This window comes from Streptomyces sp. PH9007 (genome assembly GCF_059813725.1).
The window spans coordinates 5,822,991-5,843,246 of record NZ_CM187440.1 but is presented as its reverse complement, the minus strand read 5'-3'; the positions used below and the strand labels follow the sequence as shown (position 1 = coordinate 5,843,246).

Annotated in this window: 16 protein-coding genes; 5 read left to right on the top strand and 11 right to left on the bottom strand. The window is 72.9% G+C overall.

Annotated features, from left to right (window positions below; all coding sequences use genetic code 11):
- Positions 1-111 precede the first annotated feature (111 nt).
- A complete protein-coding gene (gene gnd, locus ACTFAP_RS26760) occupies positions 112-1,548 on the top strand; it encodes an NADP-dependent phosphogluconate dehydrogenase (RefSeq protein ID WP_500467641.1) in 1,437 nt (478 codons plus the stop codon).
- Positions 1,549-1,689: 141 nt separating this feature from the next.
- Positions 1,690-2,643, top strand: a complete 954-nt coding sequence (gene ligD / locus ACTFAP_RS26755) for a non-homologous end-joining DNA ligase (RefSeq protein WP_500467640.1) — start codon at positions 1,690-1,692, stop codon at positions 2,641-2,643.
- 30 nt (positions 2,644-2,673) lie between these two features.
- Here ligD and ACTFAP_RS26750 read toward each other — a convergent pair whose 3' ends face one another.
- The 4 genes from ACTFAP_RS26750 to ACTFAP_RS26735 all read right to left on the bottom strand — a co-directional run bounded on the left by ACTFAP_RS26750 (position 2,674) and on the right by ACTFAP_RS26735 (position 7,067).
- Positions 2,674-3,630, bottom strand: coding sequence for a carbohydrate ABC transporter permease (locus ACTFAP_RS26750; RefSeq protein ID WP_451750967.1), 957 nt, complete (start codon positions 3,628-3,630; stop codon positions 2,674-2,676).
- A complete protein-coding gene (locus tag ACTFAP_RS26745; protein ID WP_386538698.1) occupies positions 3,627-4,676 on the bottom strand; it encodes a carbohydrate ABC transporter permease in 1,050 nt (349 codons plus the stop codon). The genes ACTFAP_RS26750 and ACTFAP_RS26745 overlap by 4 nt, the downstream gene beginning before the upstream one ends.
- Complete coding sequence (locus ACTFAP_RS26740; RefSeq protein ID WP_500467639.1) at positions 4,676-5,923, bottom strand: sugar ABC transporter substrate-binding protein; 1,248 nt, start codon at positions 5,921-5,923, stop codon at positions 4,676-4,678. The genes ACTFAP_RS26745 and ACTFAP_RS26740 overlap by 1 nt, the downstream gene beginning before the upstream one ends.
- A gap of 88 nt (positions 5,924-6,011) precedes the next feature.
- Positions 6,012-7,067: a LacI family DNA-binding transcriptional regulator gene (locus tag ACTFAP_RS26735; protein ID WP_390120770.1), complete on the bottom strand. Its 1,056-nt coding sequence runs from the start codon at positions 7,065-7,067 to the stop codon at positions 6,012-6,014.
- A gap of 121 nt (positions 7,068-7,188) precedes the next feature.
- Between ACTFAP_RS26735 and ACTFAP_RS26730 the strand changes: the two genes are divergently transcribed.
- Positions 7,189-9,291 carry a glycogen debranching N-terminal domain-containing protein gene (locus ACTFAP_RS26730; RefSeq protein ID WP_495682693.1) on the top strand — a complete coding sequence of 701 codons (2,103 nt, stop codon included), beginning with the start codon at positions 7,189-7,191 and terminating at the stop codon, positions 9,289-9,291.
- 101 nt (positions 9,292-9,392) lie between these two features.
- Here ACTFAP_RS26730 and ACTFAP_RS26725 read toward each other — a convergent pair whose 3' ends face one another.
- The 6 genes from ACTFAP_RS26725 to ACTFAP_RS26700 form a co-directional block, all read right to left on the bottom strand.
- Entirely contained in the window at positions 9,393-11,297 is a 1,905-nt protein-coding gene (locus tag ACTFAP_RS26725; RefSeq protein WP_495682692.1) for a Dyp-type peroxidase, read from the bottom strand.
- A gap of 130 nt (positions 11,298-11,427) precedes the next feature.
- Positions 11,428-12,186, bottom strand: coding sequence for an SGNH/GDSL hydrolase family protein (locus tag ACTFAP_RS26720; protein ID WP_500467638.1), 759 nt, complete (start codon positions 12,184-12,186; stop codon positions 11,428-11,430).
- Positions 12,187-12,314: 128 nt separating this feature from the next.
- Positions 12,315-14,348 (bottom strand): DUF2264 domain-containing protein, encoded by a 2,034-nt coding sequence (locus ACTFAP_RS26715; RefSeq protein WP_500467637.1) that lies wholly within the window; start codon positions 14,346-14,348, stop codon positions 12,315-12,317.
- A complete protein-coding gene (locus ACTFAP_RS26710) occupies positions 14,345-15,205 on the bottom strand; it encodes a carbohydrate ABC transporter permease (RefSeq protein ID WP_390120756.1) in 861 nt (286 codons plus the stop codon). Before ACTFAP_RS26710 ends, ACTFAP_RS26715 begins: the two co-directional genes overlap by 4 nt.
- The gene (locus ACTFAP_RS26705; RefSeq protein ID WP_500467636.1) at positions 15,202-16,128 is read right to left on the bottom strand and encodes a carbohydrate ABC transporter permease; all 927 of its coding nucleotides are present in this window, start codon (positions 16,126-16,128) and stop codon (positions 15,202-15,204) included. The genes ACTFAP_RS26710 and ACTFAP_RS26705 overlap by 4 nt, the downstream gene beginning before the upstream one ends.
- A 129-nt stretch (positions 16,129-16,257) precedes the next feature.
- The gene (locus tag ACTFAP_RS26700) at positions 16,258-17,562 is read right to left on the bottom strand and encodes an extracellular solute-binding protein (protein WP_495682688.1); all 1,305 of its coding nucleotides are present in this window, start codon (positions 17,560-17,562) and stop codon (positions 16,258-16,260) included.
- Positions 17,563-17,701: 139 nt separating this feature from the next.
- On the opposite strand from ACTFAP_RS26700, the gene ACTFAP_RS26695 reads away from it, so the two are divergent.
- On the top strand, positions 17,702-18,796 hold the full coding sequence (locus ACTFAP_RS26695) for a LacI family DNA-binding transcriptional regulator (protein ID WP_500467635.1): 1,095 nt from the start codon (positions 17,702-17,704) through the stop codon (positions 18,794-18,796).
- A 581-nt stretch (positions 18,797-19,377) separates the two neighbouring features.
- On the opposite strand, the gene ACTFAP_RS26690 is transcribed toward ACTFAP_RS26695, so the two are convergent.
- On the bottom strand, positions 19,378-19,782 hold the full coding sequence (locus tag ACTFAP_RS26690) for a site-specific integrase (RefSeq protein WP_390120745.1): 405 nt from the start codon (positions 19,780-19,782) through the stop codon (positions 19,378-19,380).
- A gap of 191 nt (positions 19,783-19,973) precedes the next feature.
- Between ACTFAP_RS26690 and tatA the strand changes: the two genes are divergently transcribed.
- The gene (tatA, locus tag ACTFAP_RS26685; protein WP_495682686.1) at positions 19,974-20,243 is read left to right on the top strand and encodes a Sec-independent protein translocase subunit TatA; all 270 of its coding nucleotides are present in this window, start codon (positions 19,974-19,976) and stop codon (positions 20,241-20,243) included.
- The last annotated feature ends 13 nt before the right edge of the window (positions 20,244-20,256 follow it).

Below are 20,256 nucleotides of genomic sequence, written 5' to 3'. Positions count from 1 at the left end.
GACCGCTCCCGCGGCACGGGGGCGTCGGATCGTGGACACACGCGTGCGAAGGTGCGGCAGCCTGGTTGCATGGGTCAGGACCACGACCCCCTACCGGCGGGAGATGACGCGATGACGGGGCAGGCTCAGATCGGTGTGACGGGACTTGCGGTGATGGGGCGCAATCTGGCGCGCAACCTCGCCCGGCACGGCCATGTGGTGGCCGTCCACAACCGGACCGCTGCCAGGACCCGGCAGCTGGTGGAGGAGTTCGGCCACGAGGGTGAGTTCGTGCCGGCCGAGTCCGCGGCCGACTTCGTCGCGGCGCTGCAGCGGCCGCGCAAGCTGGTGATCATGGTGAAGGCGGGTGAGGCCACGGACGCGGTGATCGACGAGTTCGCACCGCTGCTGGAGCCGGGCGATGTGATCGTGGACGGCGGCAACGCGCACTTCGCGGACACCCGGCGGCGCGAGGCGGCGCTGCGCGAACGCGGGCTGCACTTCGTGGGCTGCGGGATCTCCGGCGGTGAGGAGGGCGCGCTGCACGGCCCGTCCATCATGCCGGGCGGCTCCGCCGCCTCCTACGCCTCGCTCGGCCCGCTGCTGGAGTCGATCGCCGCGCAGGTGGACGGCGAGCCGTGCTGCACGCACATCGGCCCGGACGGCGCCGGACACTTCGTCAAGATGGTGCACAACGGCATCGAGTACGCCGACATGCAGCTGATCGCCGAGGCGTACGACCTGCTGCGCCGGGTCGCGGGGTACGAGCCCGGGCAGATCGCCGAGGTGTTCCGCACCTGGAACGAGGGCCGGCTGGACTCGTACCTGATCGAGATCACCGCCGAGGTGCTGGCGCACACCGACGCGGCCACCGGCCGGCCGTTCGTGGACGTGGTGGCCGACCAGGCGGAGCAGAAGGGCACGGGGCGCTGGACCGTGCAGATCGCCCTGGATCTGGGGGTGCCGGTCTCCGGCATCGCGGAGGCGGTGTTCGCCCGCTCACTGTCCGGGCACGGCGCGCTGCGCGAGGCCGCGCAACTGCTGCCCGGCCCCAAGCGGCCCGAGCTGCACCCCGACGACGCTGCGCAGTTCGCCGACCATGTGGAGGCGGCGCTGTACGCGTCGAAGATCGTGGCCTACGCGCAGGGCTGGCACCAGATCCAGGCGGGCAGCCAGGAGTACGGCTGGGACATCGACCCCGGCGCGGTGGCGGCGATCTGGCGCGGCGGCTGCATCATCCGGGCCCGGTTCCTGGACGAGATCCGCGCGGCGTACGCGAGCGGCGAGCCGCCGGTGACGCTGCTGGCGGACGACACCTTCCGGGACGCGCTGGAGCGGGCCCAGAACGCCTGGCGGCACGTGGTCGCCACGGCGGCCCAGCTGGGTGTGCCGGCGCCGGGCTTCTCGGCGGCGCTGGCGTACTACGACGCGCTGCGCGCCCAGCGGCTCCCGGCGGCGCTGGTGCAGGGCCAGCGGGACTACTTCGGGGCCCACACCTACCGGCGGACCGACCGGGAGGGTGCCTTCCACACGCTGTGGGGCGGGGACCGCTCCGAGGTCGGGGCCTGAGCCGGGCGCGGGGCGGGCGGGCCGTGCTGCCCGCCCGCCCCGCGCGTCGGTGGGTCCTCGGTCATGGCCGGAAGGGTGACAGCGCCCCGCCGCGTGGGCAACCTGTTGGGTGCCCGCCCGCGCCACCGGTGTACTGGGGGCATGCCCGAGGAGGACGTACCGCGCTGGGTGCCGCCGATGCTGGCGGTGGAGGGCGAGCCGCCCACCGGGGCCTGGGGGTACGAGTACAAGTGGGACGGCTACCGGTGCTGTCTGCGGATCGGCGCCGACGGGTCGGTGCGCGCCACCAGCCGGGCGGGCAACGACTTCACCGGCCGCTACCCGGAGCTGGCGGAGATCGAGGCCGGGCCGGTCGTGCTGGACGGGGAGATCGTGGCGCTGGACGCGGCGGGCCGGCCCGACTTCGGGCTGCTGCAGCGGCGCGCGCAGCCGCCGTACACGCCGGTGATGTTCTTCGCCTTCGACGTGCTGTGGCACGAGGGGCGCGGGCTGCTGGAGGAGCCGTACGAGCGGCGGCGGGCCGTCCTCGCCTCGCTGGCCCCGCCGCCGGAGTCACGTCTTGCGGTGCCGCCGTTCTACGCCGGGCCCGGGGCACGGCCCGATGAGCTGCTGGAGGTGGCGCGGGCGAACGGCCTGGAGGGGCTGGTCGCCAAGCGGCTCGACTCCCGCTACCGGCCCGGGCGGCGGTCGCCGCTGTGGGTGAAGAAGCCGCTGGTGCGGACCCAGGAGGTGGTGATCGGCGGCTGGCAGCCGGGGGCGGGGCAGCGCGGCGGGTCGATCGGTTCGCTGCTGGTGGGCGCGTACGACGAGGGGGGCGGGCTGCGCTATCTGGGCCGGGTGGGTTCGGGGTTCACCCGGGGGATGCTGGCCGAACTGCTGGCGCTGCTGGAGCCGCTGGCCCGGGCGGATCCGCCGTTCGCCGACCCGGTGCCGCGCGAGCACGGGCGCCGGGCCCACTGGGTGGACCCGGCGCTGGTGGGTGAGGTCGCCTACCGGGCCTGGACCCGCGACGGCCGGCTGCGGCAGCCGTCCTGGCGCGGGCTGCGTCCGGACAAGTCCCCCGGGGAGGTGGTCCGGCCCCGGGGGGCCGCCTGACGGATCCCGCCCAGCGGCCCCCGGGAGCGCTCACTCCTTGACCGAACCGGCGTTGGCGCCCCGGATGAAGTAACGCTGGAAGCAGAAGAACAGGATGGCCACCGGGATGGTGGACAGCGCCGCCGCCGCCAGCTTCAGGGGGAACTGGCCGCCGCTGCCCAGGCCGCCGGAGACCAGCCGGGCCAGGCCCGTGGTGAGCGTCTCATACTCGGCCGACTGGGTGGAGACCAGGAAGTGGGTGAACTCGTTCCACGATCCCTGGAAGGACAGGATGGTGAGGGTGATCAGCGCGGGCCTGGCCATCGGCAGCACCACCGACCAGTAGATGCGGAACACCCCGGCGCCGTCGATCCTCGCGGCCTCCTCGACCTCCCTGGGCACCGACTCGAAGAACTGCTTCATGATGAAGATCCCGGCCGCGTCCACCAGCAGCGGGATCACCATGCCCGCGTAGGTGTCGAACATCCCGAAGGTCGACAGGACCAGGAACTTGGGGATCAGCAGCACGATGCCGGGCACCGCCATCACGGCGAGCAGGAAGAGGAACAGCAGCCGGCGGCCGGGGAACTTCAGCCGGGCCAGGGCATAGCCGGCCATCGAGTCGAACAGCACCCGGCCCGCGGTCACCAGGACGGTGACGAAGGCGGAGTTGCCCAGCCAGCGCAGGAAGGGCACGGTCTCGTGGGACTCGCTCAGCCCGAACAGCCGCTGGTAGGCGGCGGTGGTCGGGGTGGCGGGCCACAGCGACAGCGGGTTGGCCGCGGCGTCCGGGTTGGTCTTGAAGCTCGTGGCCAGCTGGATGACGAATGGCATGACGTACAGCGAGGCCAGGCCGATGACGAGGGCGTAGCCCAGCACCCGCCAGATGACGGGCGAGCGGCCGAGCACCGGCTGCTCGGTGGTGCGGACCCGGCGGGCGCGGCGCGGACGCCGCGGTGTCCCGCGCGGGGCCGGGGCGGGCGGTCCCGCCGTGGTGGTCGTGGTCATCGCTGCCTCCCTTGGCGTGGGCCGCGTTCGCGCAGCAGCCAGCGCTGGGCGCCGGTGAGCACGAGGATGATCGCGAAGAGGATGAAGGCGATGGCCGCGCCCTGGCCGTAGTCGGCGTTCTTGAACGCCGACTGGTAGGACATGAACGCCGGGGTGAGGGTGGTGTTGCCCGGGGCGCCCTGCCCCATGACGTACACCATGTCGAAGACCTGCCAGCTGCCGATCAGGGCGAGGGTGAGCACCAGGAACAGCACCGGGCGCAGCGCGGGCAGGGTGACGTGGCGCAGCAGCTGGCGGCGGTTGACGCCGTCCAGGGCGGCCGCTTCCTCCAGTTCGCGCGGGATGTCCTGGAGGGCGGCCAGGAAGATCAGCATGAAGGTGCCCGAGGTGGTCCAGGTGGCGAGCAGGATCATCGTGGACATCGCCACCGAGGGTCCTGAAAGCCACTCGAACCAGGACAGGCCCATGAAGCTGTGGTCGGCGAGCAGCCCGGAGGGGTGCTCGGGGTCGACCAGGCCGAGGTTGCCCAGGGTCACCCACACGACGCCGCGCGGGTCGGCGAACCAGTTGGGGCCCTTGATCCCGATCCAGGAGAGCAGGCTGTTGACGGCGCCGCTGCCCTGGAAGAGGAAGAGGAAGATCGTGGAGACCGCGATGGTGCTGGTCACCGAGGGGAAGTAGAAGGTGGTGCGCAGCAGGGAGCGGCCGCGCAGCATCCGCTGGTTGACGATCATGGCCAGGGTGAGGCCCAGGCCCGTCGACAGCGGGACGAACAGCAGGACGTAGTAGGCGTTGTTGCGCAGCGATGTGGCGAACAGCGTGCGGTCCAGGCCGTCCTGGGTGAGCAGATCGCGGTAGTTGTCCAGGCCGACGAAGGTGGCCTGCCCCCCGGTGAAGGGGTTGGACTGGCCGTTCCAGTCCAGCAGGCTGACCCACAGCGCCATCACGATGGGCAGCGCCAGGAACAGGCCGAGGACGAGGACCGCGGGGCTGACGAACAGCCAGCCCCACGGCCCCTGCCGACCGCGCAGTGCGGGCTTGTGCATCAGTTGCCCGCTCCCAGGGCCGCCTCACCGTAGCTCTGCAGGTCCGCGAGGATCTTGGCCGGGTCGGCGGTCCGCAGGGATTCCAGGTCGGTGTTGAACTGGGACAGGACGCGGTCGAAGCCGCCCACGGTCACGGGGCCCTGGACGTGGTCGCCGGTGGCGCCCCAGGCGTCGATGCCGGGGTGGGCGTCGAGGTAGTCGGCGGCGGCGGACTCGCGGGAGGGCACGGCGCCGAAGGCGTCACCCATGGCGATCTGCTGTTCGGGCTGGGTGAGGAACTCGACCAGCTCGACGGCGGCGTCCCGGTGGGCGCTCTTCTCGGCGACGCCCCAGCAGTTGGTGAAGGCGAGGGTGCCGGCGCCGGCCGGGCCCTCGGGCAGCGGCAGGACGGTGTAGTCGATGTCGGGGAAGTCGTTCTCCATCGCGCCGGCCAGCCAGCTGCCCTCGATGGTCATGGCGGCGTCGCCCTTGCCGAACGCCTCGCCGGCCCAGCCCGCGTCGACGTCCTGGTGGAACTTCCAGGTGCCGTCCTTGAGCATGCCCTGGACGAAGGTGAGGGCCTGGAGGTTCTCGGGGCTGTCGGCGGTCATCTCGCCCTGGGCGGGGTCGGTGATCCAGCCGCCGGCCTGCTTCATGAAGGCGCCGAGCCGCTGGTACTCGTTGCTGGTGACCAGGCCGGTGACGGATCCGGTGGTCAGCTCGCCGGCGACGCGCTCCAGGTCTTCCCAGTTCTGCGGGTAGTCGTCCGCGGTGAGACCGGCGGCGGCCCACAGCTCGTCGTTGACGATCAGGCCGAGCGAGGAGGTGTCCTTGGGGACGCACACCAGCTGGTCCTCGTAGGTGAAGGACTGGCGCAGGGAGGCGGAGAAGTCCTCGACGTCACTGATCCGGTCGCCGTAGGCGTGCAGGGAACCGCCGGAGGCGTAGTTGGCGAACTGGTGCGTCTCGACGTAGAAGACGTCCGGCGGGTTGTTCCCGGCGAAGGCCTGGCCGAGCTGCTGGTTGAGGTCCTGGGCCACCTGGACGTCGACCGTGTTCCCCGAGGCCTGCTCGTAGGCGGTGGCGGCGGCCTTGACGGCGGCCGTCTCGGCGTCGCCCGAGGTGCCGATGAGGACGGTCAGCTCCTGCTTGCCACCGGTCTTCTGCTCGGTCTCACCGTCCCCGCCGAAGCCGGAGGAGCAGCCCGCGGTGGCGAGCAGGGCTATGCCCGAGGTGAGGGCGAGCCAGGTGGTGCGTCGTGTGGCCATGGGTCTCTCCATTGAGGGTGCGGCTCGATCGTATGAAACGTCAGATGAGTCGGATTTGGTCAGAATGCGGCGGAAAGTATCGGATATGTCACATGGGTGACCGTGGTGGGGCGGTGGACTCCCGGATCACCAGCTCGGGTTCGAGCAGGATGTGCTCGGGCTCCCGGTCGGGGTCGGCGATCCGGGCCAGCAGCAGACGGACGCACTCGGCGCCGACCACGTCCATCGGCTGGGTCAGGGAGGTCAGCCCGGGTGCCACGTGGGCGGCGGCCGGGGAGTCGTCGAAGCCGGTCACCGAGACCTCGTCGCCGGGGGTCAGGCCGCGGTCGCGCAGCGCCCGGTAGCAGCCCAGGGCCAGGGTGTCGGAGACGGCGACGATGGCGCTCACACCCGTGTCCAGTAGTCGCAGGGCGACGGTCCTGGCGGCGTCCACCTCGTCGATGCTCTCGGCGCGCAGCCCGCGCACCGGCAGCCGGTGCCGGCCCATCGCGGCCTTCCAGCCCGCGGCGCGGTCATCGCCGGCGCCCGAGCCGCGCGGCCAGCCCAGGAAGGCGATCCTGCGGTGGCCCAGCTCCGCCAGGTGGTCCACGGCCCGTTCCACCCCGGTGGTGCCGTCCACGTCCACCCAGTCGCCGATCTGCCGGTCCGACCACATCCGGCCGAACGCGGCGAACGGGATGTCGTGCTTCGCCAGCCAGGCCTGCCGGCGGTCGCCCCGGGTGGTGTCACTGAGCACGAAGCCGTCGACGCTGTAGTCGTCCACCAGCTCCTGGTACGGGGTCAGCAGCCGGGAACCGGCCGGCACCGCGAACAGCAGGATCCGGTGGCCCGCCGCCTCGGCGGTCTGGGTCAGCGCGTGCAGGAAGCGGTCCATGACCGGGGTGGAACGGTCCACCTCCACCGACTGCACGCCGTAGCCGATCAGCCGGCTGGAGCGGGTGCGCAGCGTCTGGGCCGCGCGGTGCGGGCGATAGCCCATGACGTCGATGGCCTGCCGTACCCGCTCCAGTGTCTCGGGCCGCAGCAGTTCGGGGGCGTTGATCGCGTTGGAAACGGTCTGCGGGGAAACCCCGGCCCGGCGGGCGACCATGGCGAGCGTCACACCTCCCGCCTTGCCTGCCGTCCGGCTGGGGGTACGCGCCATCGCTGCCTCCTGATCACCGAGCTTGTGGAATTGGAGCGATCCAGACGGATTGCCGCAGCGGTGAACTGCATCTACATTTCTTGGAACGCTCCAATGACTCAGAAGATTGGTATCCGCGCTGATGAGTGTCAAGTCCTCGGCGATAACGAACGAGCCGCAGGCCGATCCAGCGGCGGCGGCGGGCATGCAGCCCTTCCTGCACGACGCCTGCGTCACGCTGTACGCGCCGAGCTTCGCCGTCTCCCGCCCCGACGGACAACTGCGGCGCGGGGTGGACGGCTTCTACCACAGCGACCGCCGCGCGCTGGCCCGCCTGGAGGTCGCCGTCGAGGGGGTGCCGCTGGCCCCGGTCGGCGGTGGCCCGGAGGGCGCGGACGCCGCGCGGTTCCGGTCGGTGCTGCGCGGCGTGGCCCAGTCCACGGCCGATCCGGCGGTCACCCTGGAACGGCTGCGCACCCTGGCCCCCGGTGAGCTGACCGAGGCCTTCGAGATCGCCAACCACGGCTCCCGCCCCGCCCTGGTGCGGGTGCTGATCACCACGGGCACCGACCTGGCCCCGATGGACCGGGTCAAGTCCGGCGACGTGACCACCCCCGTACCGCCCCGGGTCGAGGGCCGGTCCCTGGTGTGGGAGGAGGACACGCTGACCGTGACCCTCACCGCCGCGCCCGCCCCGGACGCGATCTCCGCGGAGGGCGTGCTGCGCTACGAGGTGGCGCTGGCCCCCGGCGAACGCTGGGACGCCGAGCTGGTGTGCCGGGCCTCGGACACCACCCCGCAGCCGTTCACGGCACCGGCCCCGGGCACCGCGCCATGGGCGACCCCCGAGCTGCGCAGCGCGGACCGGGCCCTGGACGCGTGGGTGACGCAGTCGCACGCGGATCTCCAGCGGCTGCTGCTGAGCGATCCGCAGGCGCCGCAGGATGTGTTCCTGGCCGCCGGCGCGCCCTGGTTCGCCACCCTCTTCGGGCGGGACTCGCTGCTGTCGGCGCGGATGCTGCTGCCGCTGGGCACCGGGCTGGCCGCCGGGACGCTGCGGACGCTGGCCCGCCGGCAGGGCACCGCCACCGTCGCCTCCACGCAGGAGCAGCCGGGCAAGATCCTGCACGAGGTGCGGCGCGAGGCGCTCACCATCCCGCACGAGGGCGTGGTGCTGCCGCCGCTCTACTACGGCACGGTGGACGCCACCCCGCTGTGGGTGACGGTGCTGCACGACGCGTGGCGCTGGGGCCTGGCCGAGGAGGAGGTGGCGGCGCTGCTGCCGCACGCCGAGTCGGCGCTGGCCTGGATGAGCGACCACGGCGACGCGGACGGCGACGGCTTCCTGGAGTACATCGACGAGACCGGGCAGGGCCTGGCCAACCAGGGCTGGAAGGACTCGGGGGACTCCATCCGCTTCCGCGACGGGCGGCAGGCGAAAGCGCCGATCGCGCTCAGCGAGGTGCAGGCGTACGCCTACGAGGCGGCCATCGGCGGCGCGGCGCTGCTGCGCGCCTTCGGCCGGCCCGGAGCGGACCGCTGGGAGGAGTGGGCGGAGCGGCTGAAGACGCGCTTCCGGGAACGGTTCTGGGTGCGGGACGCTCAGGGGGACTACCCGGCGATCGCCCTGGACGGGGAGAAGCGCCCGGTGGACTCGGTGACCTCGCAGTTCGGGCATCTGCTGGGCACCGGCCTGCTGGACCGGGAGGAGAGCGCGCTGCTGGCGGCCCGGCTGGGCGGGGCCGATCTGGACTCCGGTTTCGGGCTGCGGACCTACAGCTCGCGGATGGGCGGCTTCAACCCGCTGGGCTACCACGTGGGTTCGGTGTGGCCGCACGACACGGCGATCGCCGTGCACGGGCTGACCCGGGCCGGCTTCCCCGAGCAGGCCGGGGCGCTGGCGGCCGGTCTGGTGCGGGCGGCGGAGGCCTTCGACGCCCGGCTGCCGGAGCTGTTCGCGGGCTGGGGCAGCGAGGTGAGCGCGCGTCCGCTCCCCTACCCCGCGTCCTGCCGGCCGCAGGCGTGGGCGGCGGCCTCCTCCGTCCAGGTGCTGTCCTCGGTGCTCGGCCTGACGGCGGACGTGCCGGGCGGCACGCTGACGGTGGCGCCGCGGGTCGGTGAGCGGTTCCGGCCGCTGCGGGCGGCCGGGCTGCGGATCGCGGGCGAACCGCTGGAGGTCTCGGTGGCCGCCGACGGCACGACCGAGGTGCGGGCGCCGGGCGGGATCCGGGTACGGCGCGGCTGAGTCGCGACCGGGTACGGGCCGGGCCCGTGCCGTGGGTGCGCTCACGGCACGGGCCCGGGGTCCGTCGCGGGTTCGGGGCCGTCGCGGGTGCGGGATCCGGCTCAGTGCGCGGTGTCGCTGTGCCAGACGGTCTCGCCCTCCGCCGTCCGGATGGAGACGTCGCCGTCCACGCCGACGACCAGGGTGGCGCCCGGATGGCCGCCGGTGCCCAGGCTCCACACGACGTCGCCCCTGGGACCGTTGAGCACCAGGTCACCGTCCTCGGTGAAGGTGCCGCCGGCCACCGCCGGGTTGGTGTTGTCCGAGGCCCACAGCCGGCTCTCGTTCTCGTCGCGGATGACGTAGTTGTTGCCCTCCAGCCGGAAGCGGGCCTTATAGGCGCTGATCACCTCCAGGCGGCGCAGTGCGGTGTCGCCGGGCACCACCTGGTCGCTGGGCGGGTCGCCGCCGACCGGGACCCGGCCCTCCGCCAGTTCGCGCAGCGCGGTCAGCGAGGGGGTGAAGGCGTAGACGGCGCCCTCGGTGCGCACGAACCGCTCGAAGCGCAGCGGGCAGGTCGCCGTGGTGTCCGAGCTCACCGGGAAGGACACGTCGGTGTCCCGGCCGATGAGCGGATCGCGGCCCACCGCGTCGCGGCGCTCGGGGAAGTTGTCGGCGTTCACCCAGGTCGACTGGACGAACTCGAACTGGGCGGCGATGTCCGACTGGTAGCAGATGAAGACCAGGCCGCGGGGGGCGTCCGCGCGCTGCCCTGGGGTGCCCTGCGGGTCGTAGGGACGGCCGTAGGGGATGCTGCGGCGCATCAGCCGGCGCCCGTCCAGCATGCCGTCCTCCTCCACGACCGTCGGCGAGTCGCGGCGCGGCAGGAGTCCGTCCCGCGGGTTGGTCTTGCGCATGTGGGAGAAGAGCGGGGTGGTCCGCCCGTCCAGGTCGTCCGCGAAGCTGATGTCGTTGTCGCTGTCCGCGCACGGCGGGGCGGCGACGTCCGCGTCGGGGCACTTGGCGACGGGCGCCCCGGAGGGCCAGCGGCCCACCAGGCGGGCGGCGACCCACTCCTTGGTGGCCCCCTCCGGGGCCGCACCCGCGTCCTGGAGGGCTTTCAGGTTCTGCTCGATCTGCCCCCACCAGCCGGGCACGTCCTGGGCGAGGCGGCGCACCACCTGGAAGGATCCGTTGCGCATCCAGCGGGGCAGCCCCGCCGGGTAGCGGTGGTCCGGGGCCATCCCGACGACGAACTCGCCGGGGGTGATCAGGCGGGTGCCGGGCTTGGTGCGGTGGTAGTCGGGGCGTCCGGGGTCCTCCTCGTCGAAGTCCCGTACGCCGGGCTGGCTGATGCCGTCCTTGAACCCGAAGTGCTCGTGGCCGCGCAGCCCCTCCTTGAGGGTGTTGCCCTCCTGCTCGAAGACGACGGCCACGTGCTGGGCAGCCATCCAGGCCCGCTCCTCCTCCAGGGCGGCCTGGAGGTCGGCGTGCCGGTCGGCGGCGAGGGTGAGCACGAGGTGGATGGCGTGCTGCTCCTCGCCACCGAACAGCCAGTGCGCGGGGTCGCTGTCCTCGATGTCGCCGACGATCTCCTTGCGCCGGGCCGGCCCCTGGGCGAACGCCTCCTGGGTGCTGCCCTTCGGGATGTCGGTCAGCGGGGCGCCGTCGAGCAGTTCGGAGAGCCCCTGGTAGGTGAAGGCCACGCCGCGCCACACGGCGGCGAGGTCCACCGGGTCCTCACCGGCCGCGTACCGCCGGGCCCGGCTGAAGGAGGTGTTGAACGCGGCGACGTCCCGGGTGGTGGCGATGCGCCCGCTGAGTCTGCGCAACCAGATCCTGGCGCGCCGCCGGTCCTTGAACTTGGCGAAGATCAGCTGGACATGGTCCTTCTTGAAGCCGGCGATCACATCGCCCTGGATCTCGGTGGACTGCCGCAGCAGCAGCTGGGGCTGCTCGGAGGTGCTCTGTTCGGGGATGTCCGCCGTGCCGGGGCGGCCGGCGGGGCGGGTGGACGAGTGAACCATCGGCTCTCCGGTGGTGGACGGGTGCGACGCGTCGGAGGGGGTTCCGGGGGTGCGCCAGCGAACCTATCCATCGAGTGCCATTTATGGGTGGTTTTGCACCGTGTGTCCACTCGTCCGTGGGAATGACGCGTCAGACGGCCCCGGTGAGGGCGGCCACCACGGCCGGGTACCAGCGGTCGGCGATCTTGCGGGTGCCGGAGTCGTTGGGGTGGACGCCGTCGGTGGTGTCGGTGGCGGTGGAGAAGCCGGTCCACTGGTCGACCACGGTGATGGGGGACGCGGCGGTGGACAGCCCGGCGGCCCAGCCGGGTATGGCGTCGTTCAGCTCGGTGACCCGGGAGCCGCAGTCCGCGCAGTTGGCCGGGGCCATCGGCAGGATCTGGGCGACGAGGACGCGCATGCCGGGGTTGGACTCACGCATCTGACGGACCAGGGTGGTGTAGGCGTCGAGGATGACCGGGGTCGGGCGGGCGCTCCACACGTCGTTGGTCCCCAGGTGCATCAGGACGACGTCGGGGGTGGTGGCGGCGAGCCAGCCGGGCAGCAGATTCTGGTCGGCGATGCCGGTGGCGAGATAGCCGCCGTGCCCCTCGTGTTCGCCGTCGTGCGGGAAGCCGCAGCCCTGCGGGGCCTGCGTGCCGACGAAGTCGATGTCGCTGTGGCCGCCGTCCACCAGGTCACGCCACAGCAGGGCGCGCCAGCAGCCGGGGGAACCGGTGATGGAGTCGCCCAGCGGCATGATCCGGGTGGCGGCGGCCGTGGGGGTGGCGCCCTGGCCCGTGGCGGCCCGGGCAGTGCCGGTCTGGGCCAGGGTGAGGCCCAGCAGGGCGAGGGCGACGGCGAGGATCAGGGCGTACCGGGGTGCGGTACGGGCGGTCAGGGGGTTCATGGGTGCGGCTCCCGGTGTGTCGGGTCGGCCGGGCAGGCGGCGGCGCCGCGTGGCCCGGTGCAGCCCCCACCGGACGAACTCTCACATGGTGCCCCAGGGCGGCGGGTTGGGGAAGGTGGCGGGCGCGGTCACAGGGTGAGGGTGGCGGTGGAGCCGTCCGGCCAGTGCGCGGTGACGGTGCGGGGGGCAAAGCCGGTCACGGTGAGGGCGGGCGGGGTGAGCGGCGGGGCGCCGGGGCCCGGGTTGCCGAGGTGGAGGGCGACCGCGTGCAGATGTCCGTACGGCAGCGGCTGCGGGGTGAGGTAGTACGGGGTGGCGCTGTGCGGGCCGAAGGCGTTGGTGTCACGGTCACGGTGCAGGGCGGGGGTGCCCTCGCCCGAGTGCAGGACGAACAGAGCGCTGATCAGTCCGTCCGGGCGGCGGACCAGGGCCGCCTCGGGCGTGGTGTCGCCGTCGGGGGGTGTGGCGGCGGCGAGGGCGTGCCCGCCGACGCGCAGCCGGGGCGGGGGCGCGGCGGGGGCCGCGTCGTCGGCGGTGACGCGCACCAGCCGGATCTCCCAGGGGCCGTGCAGCAGGGAGGCGGTGGTGATCCGGGGTCCGGCCGGCCACCGGTCGCGGTCGGCGGCCCCGGCCGTACCGTCGGCGGGCGGCGGCCAGTGGGCGCGGTGCCGGGAGACGCCGGTGCCGTGGGCCAGGGCGACGCGCTCGAAGGGGGTGCGCTGGGAGGGGACGCCGTCCGCGGTGAGCAGCGCGACGTGGCTGTCGTACAGCTGGTCCAGGTCGGCGGGGTCCGTGTACCGGGCGTCGCCGTCGCGGGCGTGTGCCTCCGGGTCGGGGTGCGCGGTGGTGGGAGCCTCGCGGAGCGGGGCCAGTTCGGGCGCGGTGTGGGTGGTGTAGCCGTACCGGGCGTAGAACGGGTCGTCGCGGGCGGGCCGGTCGGGCGGGGTGTGGTCGGTGCCGTGGTTGGCGACGCGGACGATGCCGTCCGCGCGGGTGCCGGCGGCGATCCAGCCGGGGGCGGCCAGGGTGCGGACGAAGTCGCCGCGCTCCACGGGCAGCGGCTCCTCGGGGGCGGTCCACAGCGGGTGGCCGGCGGGCAGCAGCAGGGTGGCGAAGGCCTTGGACGCCCAGTAGGGGGAGGCGGGCCCCGAGTAGCGCTGCCGGATGCGCGGGAAGGGGTGGTGCCAGCCGAGGGAGAGCAGACCGTCCGGCGCGGTGGCGCCGTGCTCCAGGAAGTGCCGCACCATGCCGGAGGCGGCGCGCCGGAGAAGTCCGGGCGACGGGGCGGACGCGTCGAACAGGGCGCCGGCCGCGAAGGGGGCGGCGGCGGCGAACCGGTAGGTGAGGGAGCGGCCCTGGAGGAGCGGGGAGCCGTTGGCGGCGACCAGATGGGCCGCGTCGTCGAGGAAGGCGGAGAGCCGGTTCCGGTAGCGCTCGGCGTCGGCGGGGTCGGCGTGCCCGGCGGCGACGCGCGTGTACCACAGCGGGTACAGGTGCATGGCCCAGCCGTTGTAGTGGTCGTAGTTGCGCAGATGTCCGGGGGAACGGGTGCCGTCGCTGTACCAGCCGCCGCCCGCGTACCACTGCTCGGTGACGTCGATGGCGTGCGCGATGTCGGCCGGGGCGTGGGGGGCGCCGACCGAGCGCAGGAAGGCGCTGACGACGGCCCGGAACCAGACCCAGTTGTTGGGTGGCACGGCCGCGCCGCACACCTCGTACAGCCAGTCGGCCGTGCGCTCGCGCACCGGTGCCGGCAGCCGGTCCCACAGCAGCGGGCGGGTCTCGTGCAGGGCGATGGCGAGGGAAGCGGCCTCGACGCGGGCCTGCGGCAGTTCGGCGGGGCGCGGCCACCGGTGCGCGGAGGCCGGGTCGGTGCCGGTGGCCAGGCCCTCGGCGTACGGGGCCAGGACGCGTTCGGCCAGTTGCGGATCCGTGGTGCCGGCGGCGCGGAAGGCGGCGAGCAGGAAGGTGCGGGCGAAGCCCTCCAGGCCGTCGCTGTGGGTGCCCGAACCACTGGCGGGGCCCGGCAGGTTGATCAGGGAGTGGCCGGGGCCGGCGTACGGGCGGACGGCGGCCAGCAGGGTGTCGGCGGCGTGCTCCCAGTGCTCCCGGGTCCAGCCGGTGTGCGGGGAGAGGGTGACGTCGGCTGCGGGGGTGGTCATTTGAGGCTCCCTTCGGCCATGCCGGCGCGCCAGCGGCGTTGCAGCGGGATGAACAGGGCGAGCAGCGGGAGGGTGGCGACGGCGGAGCCGACCACCACCATGCGGGTGTAGTCGGGGTTCTGGCCCACTGCGGAGTTCCAGGTGAACAGGCCCTGGCCGAGGGTGAACAGGTCGTTGTCGGTGATCATCACCAGCGGCAGGAAGAAGTTGTTCCAGATGCCGATGAACTGGATGAGGAAGATGGTGAGCGCGCCGGGGGCCATCAGGCGCAGCCCGACCTGGAAGAAGGTGCGCAGCTCGCCGGCGCCGTCCAGGCGCGCGGCTTCCAGGAGTTCGCCGGGAATGGCGCCGGAGGAGTAGGCACGGGCGAGGTAGACGCCGAAGGGGTTGACGACCACCGGGATGAGCACCGACCACATGGTGTCGGTGAGGCCGACGTTCGACATCATCAGGTAGAGCGGGACGACGATGGCGGTGTTGGGGACGAGGACCCCGGCGATGACCAGGGCGTACCACTTCTCCTTGGCGCGGAACTCGAACTTGTCGAAGGCGTAGCCGGCGGCCACCGACAGCAGGGTCGCGGCGGCGGCGCCGCCGAGCGCGTAGATCGCGGTGTTGAGGATCCAGCGGGCGAAGATGCCGTCGTCCTGGCGGAAGAGGTCGGCGATGTTGTCCAGGACGTGGAAGCCGGCGGAGGGCGAGAAGCCGTTGGACCCGTACAGCTCGGGGAGCGTCTTGGTGACACCGAAAAGCAGCCAGATCAGCGGCAGCAGGGTGTAGAGCGCGGCGATGGCGACCAGGGTGGTGGCGGTGGCCCGGCCCGTCCAGCGGTCACCGGTGGTGCGGGGCGTGGTCATGACGCGCTCCTGCGGTGGGCGAGTTTGGTGACGGCGAAGGAGAGCACTCCGGCGAGGGCGGCGATCAGGACCGAGACGGTGGCCGCGTAGTGGTAGTCGTTGGAGTTGAACGCGGCGGTGTAGGCGAGCATGTTGGGCGTCCAGGTGCTGGTGACGGAGCTGGTGCCCGCGCTCTGGATGATCTGCGGCTCGGTGAACAGTTGGAGCGAGCCGATGATGGTGAACAGGGTGACGACGAACAGGGCGGCCCTGACCTGCGGGAGTTTGACGGACAGTGCGGTGCGTATCTCGCCCGCGCCGTCGATGCGGGCGGCCTCGACGGTGGAGCGGGGCACGGCGCGCAGGGCGACGTAGATGAGCACCACGTTGAAGCCCAGCGACTGCCACACGGCGATGTTGACCAGGGAGAGCATCACGGTGGAGCCGCCGAGGAGGTCGACCTCGGCGCCGACGCCCTCCAGGGCGTCGATGATGGGGCTCAGGCCGGGGGTGTAGAGGTAGACCCACACGATGGCGGCGATCAGCCCGGGCACGATGTGCGGCAGGAACAGCACGGTGTGGAAGAAGCGGCGGGCGGCGGTGAGCGTGCTGTCCAGCAGCAGGGCGAGGGCGGCGGCCAGGGCGATGCACAGCGGGACGTAGAGCAGGCCGTAGAGCAGGACGCGGCCCGTGCCGGTGAGGAAGGTGGTGTCGGTGAGGGCGCGGGTGTAGTTCTCCAGGCCGGCGAAGACGCGCTGCGGGCCGTCCCAGCCGGTGCCGGTGAACCTCTCCCGGTACAGGCTCAGGCCCACGGCGTACAGCATCGGCGCCACGTAGGTGAACGCGAAGAGGGTGAAGAACGGGCCGAGCAGCCACAGGACCGCGTGGGGGCGGCGGCTGCGGGTGGCGGCCCGGTTCCGGGCGGAAGAGGTGGCTGTGGCCATGGCGGTCCCTGGGAGGGTGCGGGTGGGGGCGGGGCTGGTGGACGGGACGGTCGGCGCAGGGGGTGCGCGGAGTGCGCGGAGTGCGCGGAGTGCGCGGAGTGCGCGGAGTGCGCGGAGTGCGCGGGGGCGCTAGTCGGGGACGGTGAAGCCGCGCTGCCGCAGCTGGCCGACGGTGGCGTCCTGCCAGCGGGCCAGGGCGGTGCGGATGCCCTCGGGGCGGGCGACCCAGACGGTGGCCTCGTCCACCAGGCGGGCGAAGCCGTCCGTCATGTCGGGGCCCCACTCCCAGGCCGGGTCCACGGTGCGGGCGGCCTCCTCGGCGGCGGCCGGCAGGTCCATGCCCGCGACATAGGGGTTGGCTTCCTCGATGGCGGCGCCCCAGTGCTCGGTGAGCGTGGTGTTGGCGGGGAAGGAGGTGTTGACCTGGGCGACGGCCTCGACGGCCTCGGGTGAGGTGGAGACCCAGCGGATGAACTCCATGGCCTCCTCGGGGTGGGCCGCGCCGCGCGGCAGGGCGAGGGAGGAGCCGCCGTAGTTGCCGCTGGCCGGGCCCTCGGGCCAGGCCGGCAGCGGGGCGGCACCCCACTTGCCGGCCAGGTCGGGCACGAAGCGCTGGATGTTGGCGGCGGTCCAGGGCGCCGCGAGCACGGTCAGCGAGGTGCCCTGCTGCAGCTGGGTGACGTGCTGTTCGGCGAAGGTGGGCTGCGCCGTGACGAGGTCGTCGGCGATCAGGGATTCCCAGTAGCCGGCGAAGCGGCGGCTGGCCTCATCGGTGGCGTCCACCTGCCAGTGTCCGGTGCCGGAGTCGAACCAGCGGGCACCGGCCTGCCAGGCGAGGCCGGCCAGCAGGGCGGCGTCGTTGGTGCCGAAGTTGGTGAGGGTGACGCCGGGCTGCTCGGCGGCCACGGTCTCGGCGGTGGCGCGGAACTCCTCCCAGGTGGCGGGCGGGGTGAGTCCGTACGCGGCGAACAGGTCGGTGCGGTAGAACATCACGGTGGGGCCGATGTTCATGGGCAGCCCGTACACCTGCCCGCCCAGCGCCACCTGTTGCCAGGCCCAGGCGGGGTACTCGCTCTCCAGCTCGGTGATCCCGAAGGGGTCGAGTGGCTGGAGGACCTGCTGGGTGACGAAACCGGGCAGTTGCGGGTACTCGACGGCCACCACATCGGGTGCCTTGCCGGCCTTGACCGCGTTGAACATCTTCGAGTAGCCGCCGGCGGTCCCGGCCGGCACCTTCTCGAAGGTGACCTTGATGTCGTCGTGGGTGGCGTTGAACCGGTCGGCGAGCTCCTGGGATCCGGAGGTCCAGGACCAGTAGGTGAGGGTGACGGGACGGTCCCCGGTGGAGCCGGGCCACGCGCAGGAGGCGAGCAGCAGCCCTGCCATCAGGAACAGAACGAGGCGTGGGACACGACGACTTCGGCGTTGGGACACGGCGGCGGCTCCTCGGGTGACGTATGCCACTGCACCCTGGACCAGAAGCAACAACGCGTCAATAGAAAAGAGCAGATTCATTCATAATCAACCATCAGCATCAAGTAAGCTCCAGATGGGACCACGAAGGGACGCGCACATGCTGGTGGAACAACGTCAGGAGCTGCTGCTCCGGGAACTGCGGGACACCGGCGCCGTACGGGTGACCGAACTCGCCGCGCGGTTCGGGGTCTCGGCCGGGACCATCCGCCGCGACATCGCCGAACTCGCCGACCTGGGGCGGCTGACCAAGGTGCGCGGCGGAGCGGTGCCCGCCCAGCGCGCCGCCGGGCCGGCTCCTGCCGACGCTCCCGGGCAGCGGAAGCCGGACGGTCCGCGCCGGCCCACCCTCGGGCTGCTGGTGCCCTCGGCCACCTACTACTACCCCCGGGTGGTGGCCGGGGTGCGGGAGGTCGCGGCGCGGCACGGCGCCCGCGTGGTCATCGGGCTGAGCGACTACGCCCAGCCGCGTGACGAGCGCCAGATCGAGGAGTTGTGCGCCTCCGGCGCCGACGGGCTGCTGGTGGCCTCCGCCGGCGGGCACACCCTGCCGGCGTCCGTCCTGGAGCGGCTGCGGGCGACCGGGCGGCCGTTCGTCCTGCTGGAGCGGCGGCCGCAGGAGCCGGACGACCCCTGCGAGTTCGTCGTCTCGGACCACGTCACGGGGGCGGCGCGCGCGGTGCGGCATCTGCGGGACCTGGGTCATGAGCGGGTCGCGCTGTTCACCGCGGGCAGCCCCACCGCGCCGCTGGTGCGCGAGGGGTACGAACGGGCCGTGCGGCAGCTGGGCCTCGATCCGGGCGCACCGGTGGCGGTCCGCGACGAGCCGGCCTCGGGCACCGCGGCGGCGGTCGCCCGTTACGACGCCTTCATCGAGGAGTGCCGGGCACGCGGCGCCGGGGCCGCGCTGGTCCACTCCGACCAGGACGCCGTCGAACTGCTCCAGCGGCTGCGGGCGAAGGGGCTGCGCACCCCGGACGACCTGGCGCTGATCGCCTACGACGACGAGATCGCCGCGCTGGCCGAGGTGCCGCTCACCGCGGTGGCCCCGCCCAAGCGGCAGTTGGGCGAGCAGGCCGCGCAGCTGCTGCTCGACCGGCTGCCGGGGGAGCGCGAACTGGCGCCCCGGCAGATGGTCCTCCAGCCCCAGCTGACCGTCCGGGAGTCCTGCGGGGCGGCGACCCTCGCGCGCTGACAGGCTGCCGGGGCGACCGCCGAGTGCGAGTCCACGGTTGCCGCTCGCTCGTGACGTCTGATGGATACTTCTGACGCATCATGCATCATGTGCCGGGGGCGGGCCGCTGCACGAGCCGCCCGGAGTCCCGGTGCGGTGCGCCACGTCCGCCGGTGGCCCCGGCCCCTGGCCCCGCTGATGGTCTGCGGTGAGTCGGCGCGGAACAGCCGGGCTCGGAGCACGGTGACTCCCGTGCCGCCGACCGTGCGACGGCACGACGGATCAACGGCGCGGGGTCCCGGCCCCCGCGCGGGTACGCCGATCCGCACCGGGCCCCCACACAGGGCGGCCGCGTACCCGGCGGAGTGCGCCGGGTGGGACGCCACGACGCGGGCACGGCGGGAGTTCTCCGCCGACCCGGACGGTCGCCCCCGTCGCCACCCTGCGATCCGGGGAACGCCCCGGGCATCGAGGCGGCCGGTCCGGGCGGCGAGACGGTGGGGATGCCGACGAACGCGACACCTTGCCACGGAGCCTCGCCGCCGCCCGGGATCCGGCGCCGCGGGTGGCCGGGCGCCCCGGCCACCCTGATCGGGCCGGAGTCAGACGGCCTGCCGGTGGCGCTTGCCGCCGATCCGGAAGGCGTGGATCGCGTAGCCCTGTTCGACGGCGGTCCGGGTGGCCTCCTCCCAGGTGAGCGCGCGCGGCCCGGCGGCGAACAGCGGGCCGGCGGCGCGCTCCCCGATCAGGGCGGTGAGGAGGTCGAGCGCGCGGTCGGACAGCGGGACACCGCCGTCCGGCAGGGCGGCCGCGCGGGAAGCGGCCTCGGGTCTGATGCTGCGCGCGCCGAGGTCGATGTCGGGCACTTCGAGCGACAGCAGATCCATCACCCGCACCTCGCTCTCCCACAGCAGCTGCCACAGCGCGCGGTGCACGATGTCAATGGACTCATCGTCGAGGAGGGCCGTCAGCCGGTCGGGGGTGACGGATTCTGCACTGGTGGTCATGGCCACGCAGTATCCACCCTTTGCCCATGGCCCGTACAGAAGTGCGATCGGTTTGTGACGGGGGTGATCCACTTTTTCGGCCCCGGTGTGTCCATTGCCCCCACATTGCCCTGTCTTTACCGGACTCCACTAGGGTGCGATCACCGGGGGTATCGCTACACCCCACAGGGTGAGAAAGACGAGGTGACCCCATGGGCCAGATCGGACCCACGCATCTGCTGGTCGTCGTTCTGGTGGTACTGGTCGTCTTCGGCTCGAAGCGGCTGCCGGACACGGCACGGGCGCTCGGCAAGTCGCTGCGGATCCTCAAGAGCGAGACCGCCGCGCTGAAGACGGACGACCCGCAGCCCCACCAGCCGCAGCAGCAGTCGCAGCAAACCCAGCCGTTCCAGCCGGTCCAACAGCTCCAGCATCCGCAGCAGACTCCGGAGCCCCTGCACCAGCCGCCCGTGAGTTCATGAAGTCTTCGTAACC

Coding starts and splice junctions, on each gene's coding strand:
- ACTFAP_RS26745 (WP_386538698.1), bottom strand. CDS start 4,676: ATGCACAAGCCCGCACTGCGCGGTCGGCAGGGGCCGTGGGGCTGGCTG.
- ACTFAP_RS26740 (WP_500467639.1), bottom strand. CDS start 5,923: ATGGCCACACGACGCACCACCTGGCTCGCCCTCACCTCGGGCATAGCC.
- ACTFAP_RS26720 (WP_500467638.1), bottom strand. CDS start 12,186: ATGAACCCCCTGACCGCCCGTACCGCACCCCGGTACGCCCTGATCCTC.
- ACTFAP_RS26725 (WP_495682692.1), bottom strand. CDS start 11,297: ATGGTTCACTCGTCCACCCGCCCCGCCGGCCGCCCCGGCACGGCGGAC.
- ACTFAP_RS26705 (WP_500467636.1), bottom strand. CDS start 16,128: ATGGCCACAGCCACCTCTTCCGCCCGGAACCGGGCCGCCACCCGCAGC.
- ACTFAP_RS26715 (WP_500467637.1), bottom strand. CDS start 14,348: ATGACCACCCCCGCAGCCGACGTCACCCTCTCCCCGCACACCGGCTGG.
- ACTFAP_RS26690 (WP_390120745.1), bottom strand. CDS start 19,782: ATGACCACCAGTGCAGAATCCGTCACCCCCGACCGGCTGACGGCCCTC.
- ACTFAP_RS26710 (WP_390120756.1), bottom strand. CDS start 15,205: ATGACCACGCCCCGCACCACCGGTGACCGCTGGACGGGCCGGGCCACC.
- ACTFAP_RS26730 (WP_495682693.1), top strand. CDS start 7,189: ATGAGTGTCAAGTCCTCGGCGATAACGAACGAGCCGCAGGCCGATCCA.
- ligD (WP_500467640.1), top strand. CDS start 1,690: ATGCCCGAGGAGGACGTACCGCGCTGGGTGCCGCCGATGCTGGCGGTG.
- ACTFAP_RS26695 (WP_500467635.1), top strand. CDS start 17,702: ATGCTGGTGGAACAACGTCAGGAGCTGCTGCTCCGGGAACTGCGGGAC.
- tatA (WP_495682686.1), top strand. CDS start 19,974: ATGGGCCAGATCGGACCCACGCATCTGCTGGTCGTCGTTCTGGTGGTA.
- ACTFAP_RS26750 (WP_451750967.1), bottom strand. CDS start 3,630: ATGACCACGACCACCACGGCGGGACCGCCCGCCCCGGCCCCGCGCGGG.
- ACTFAP_RS26735 (WP_390120770.1), bottom strand. CDS start 7,067: ATGGCGCGTACCCCCAGCCGGACGGCAGGCAAGGCGGGAGGTGTGACG.
- gnd (WP_500467641.1), top strand. CDS start 112: ATGACGGGGCAGGCTCAGATCGGTGTGACGGGACTTGCGGTGATGGGG.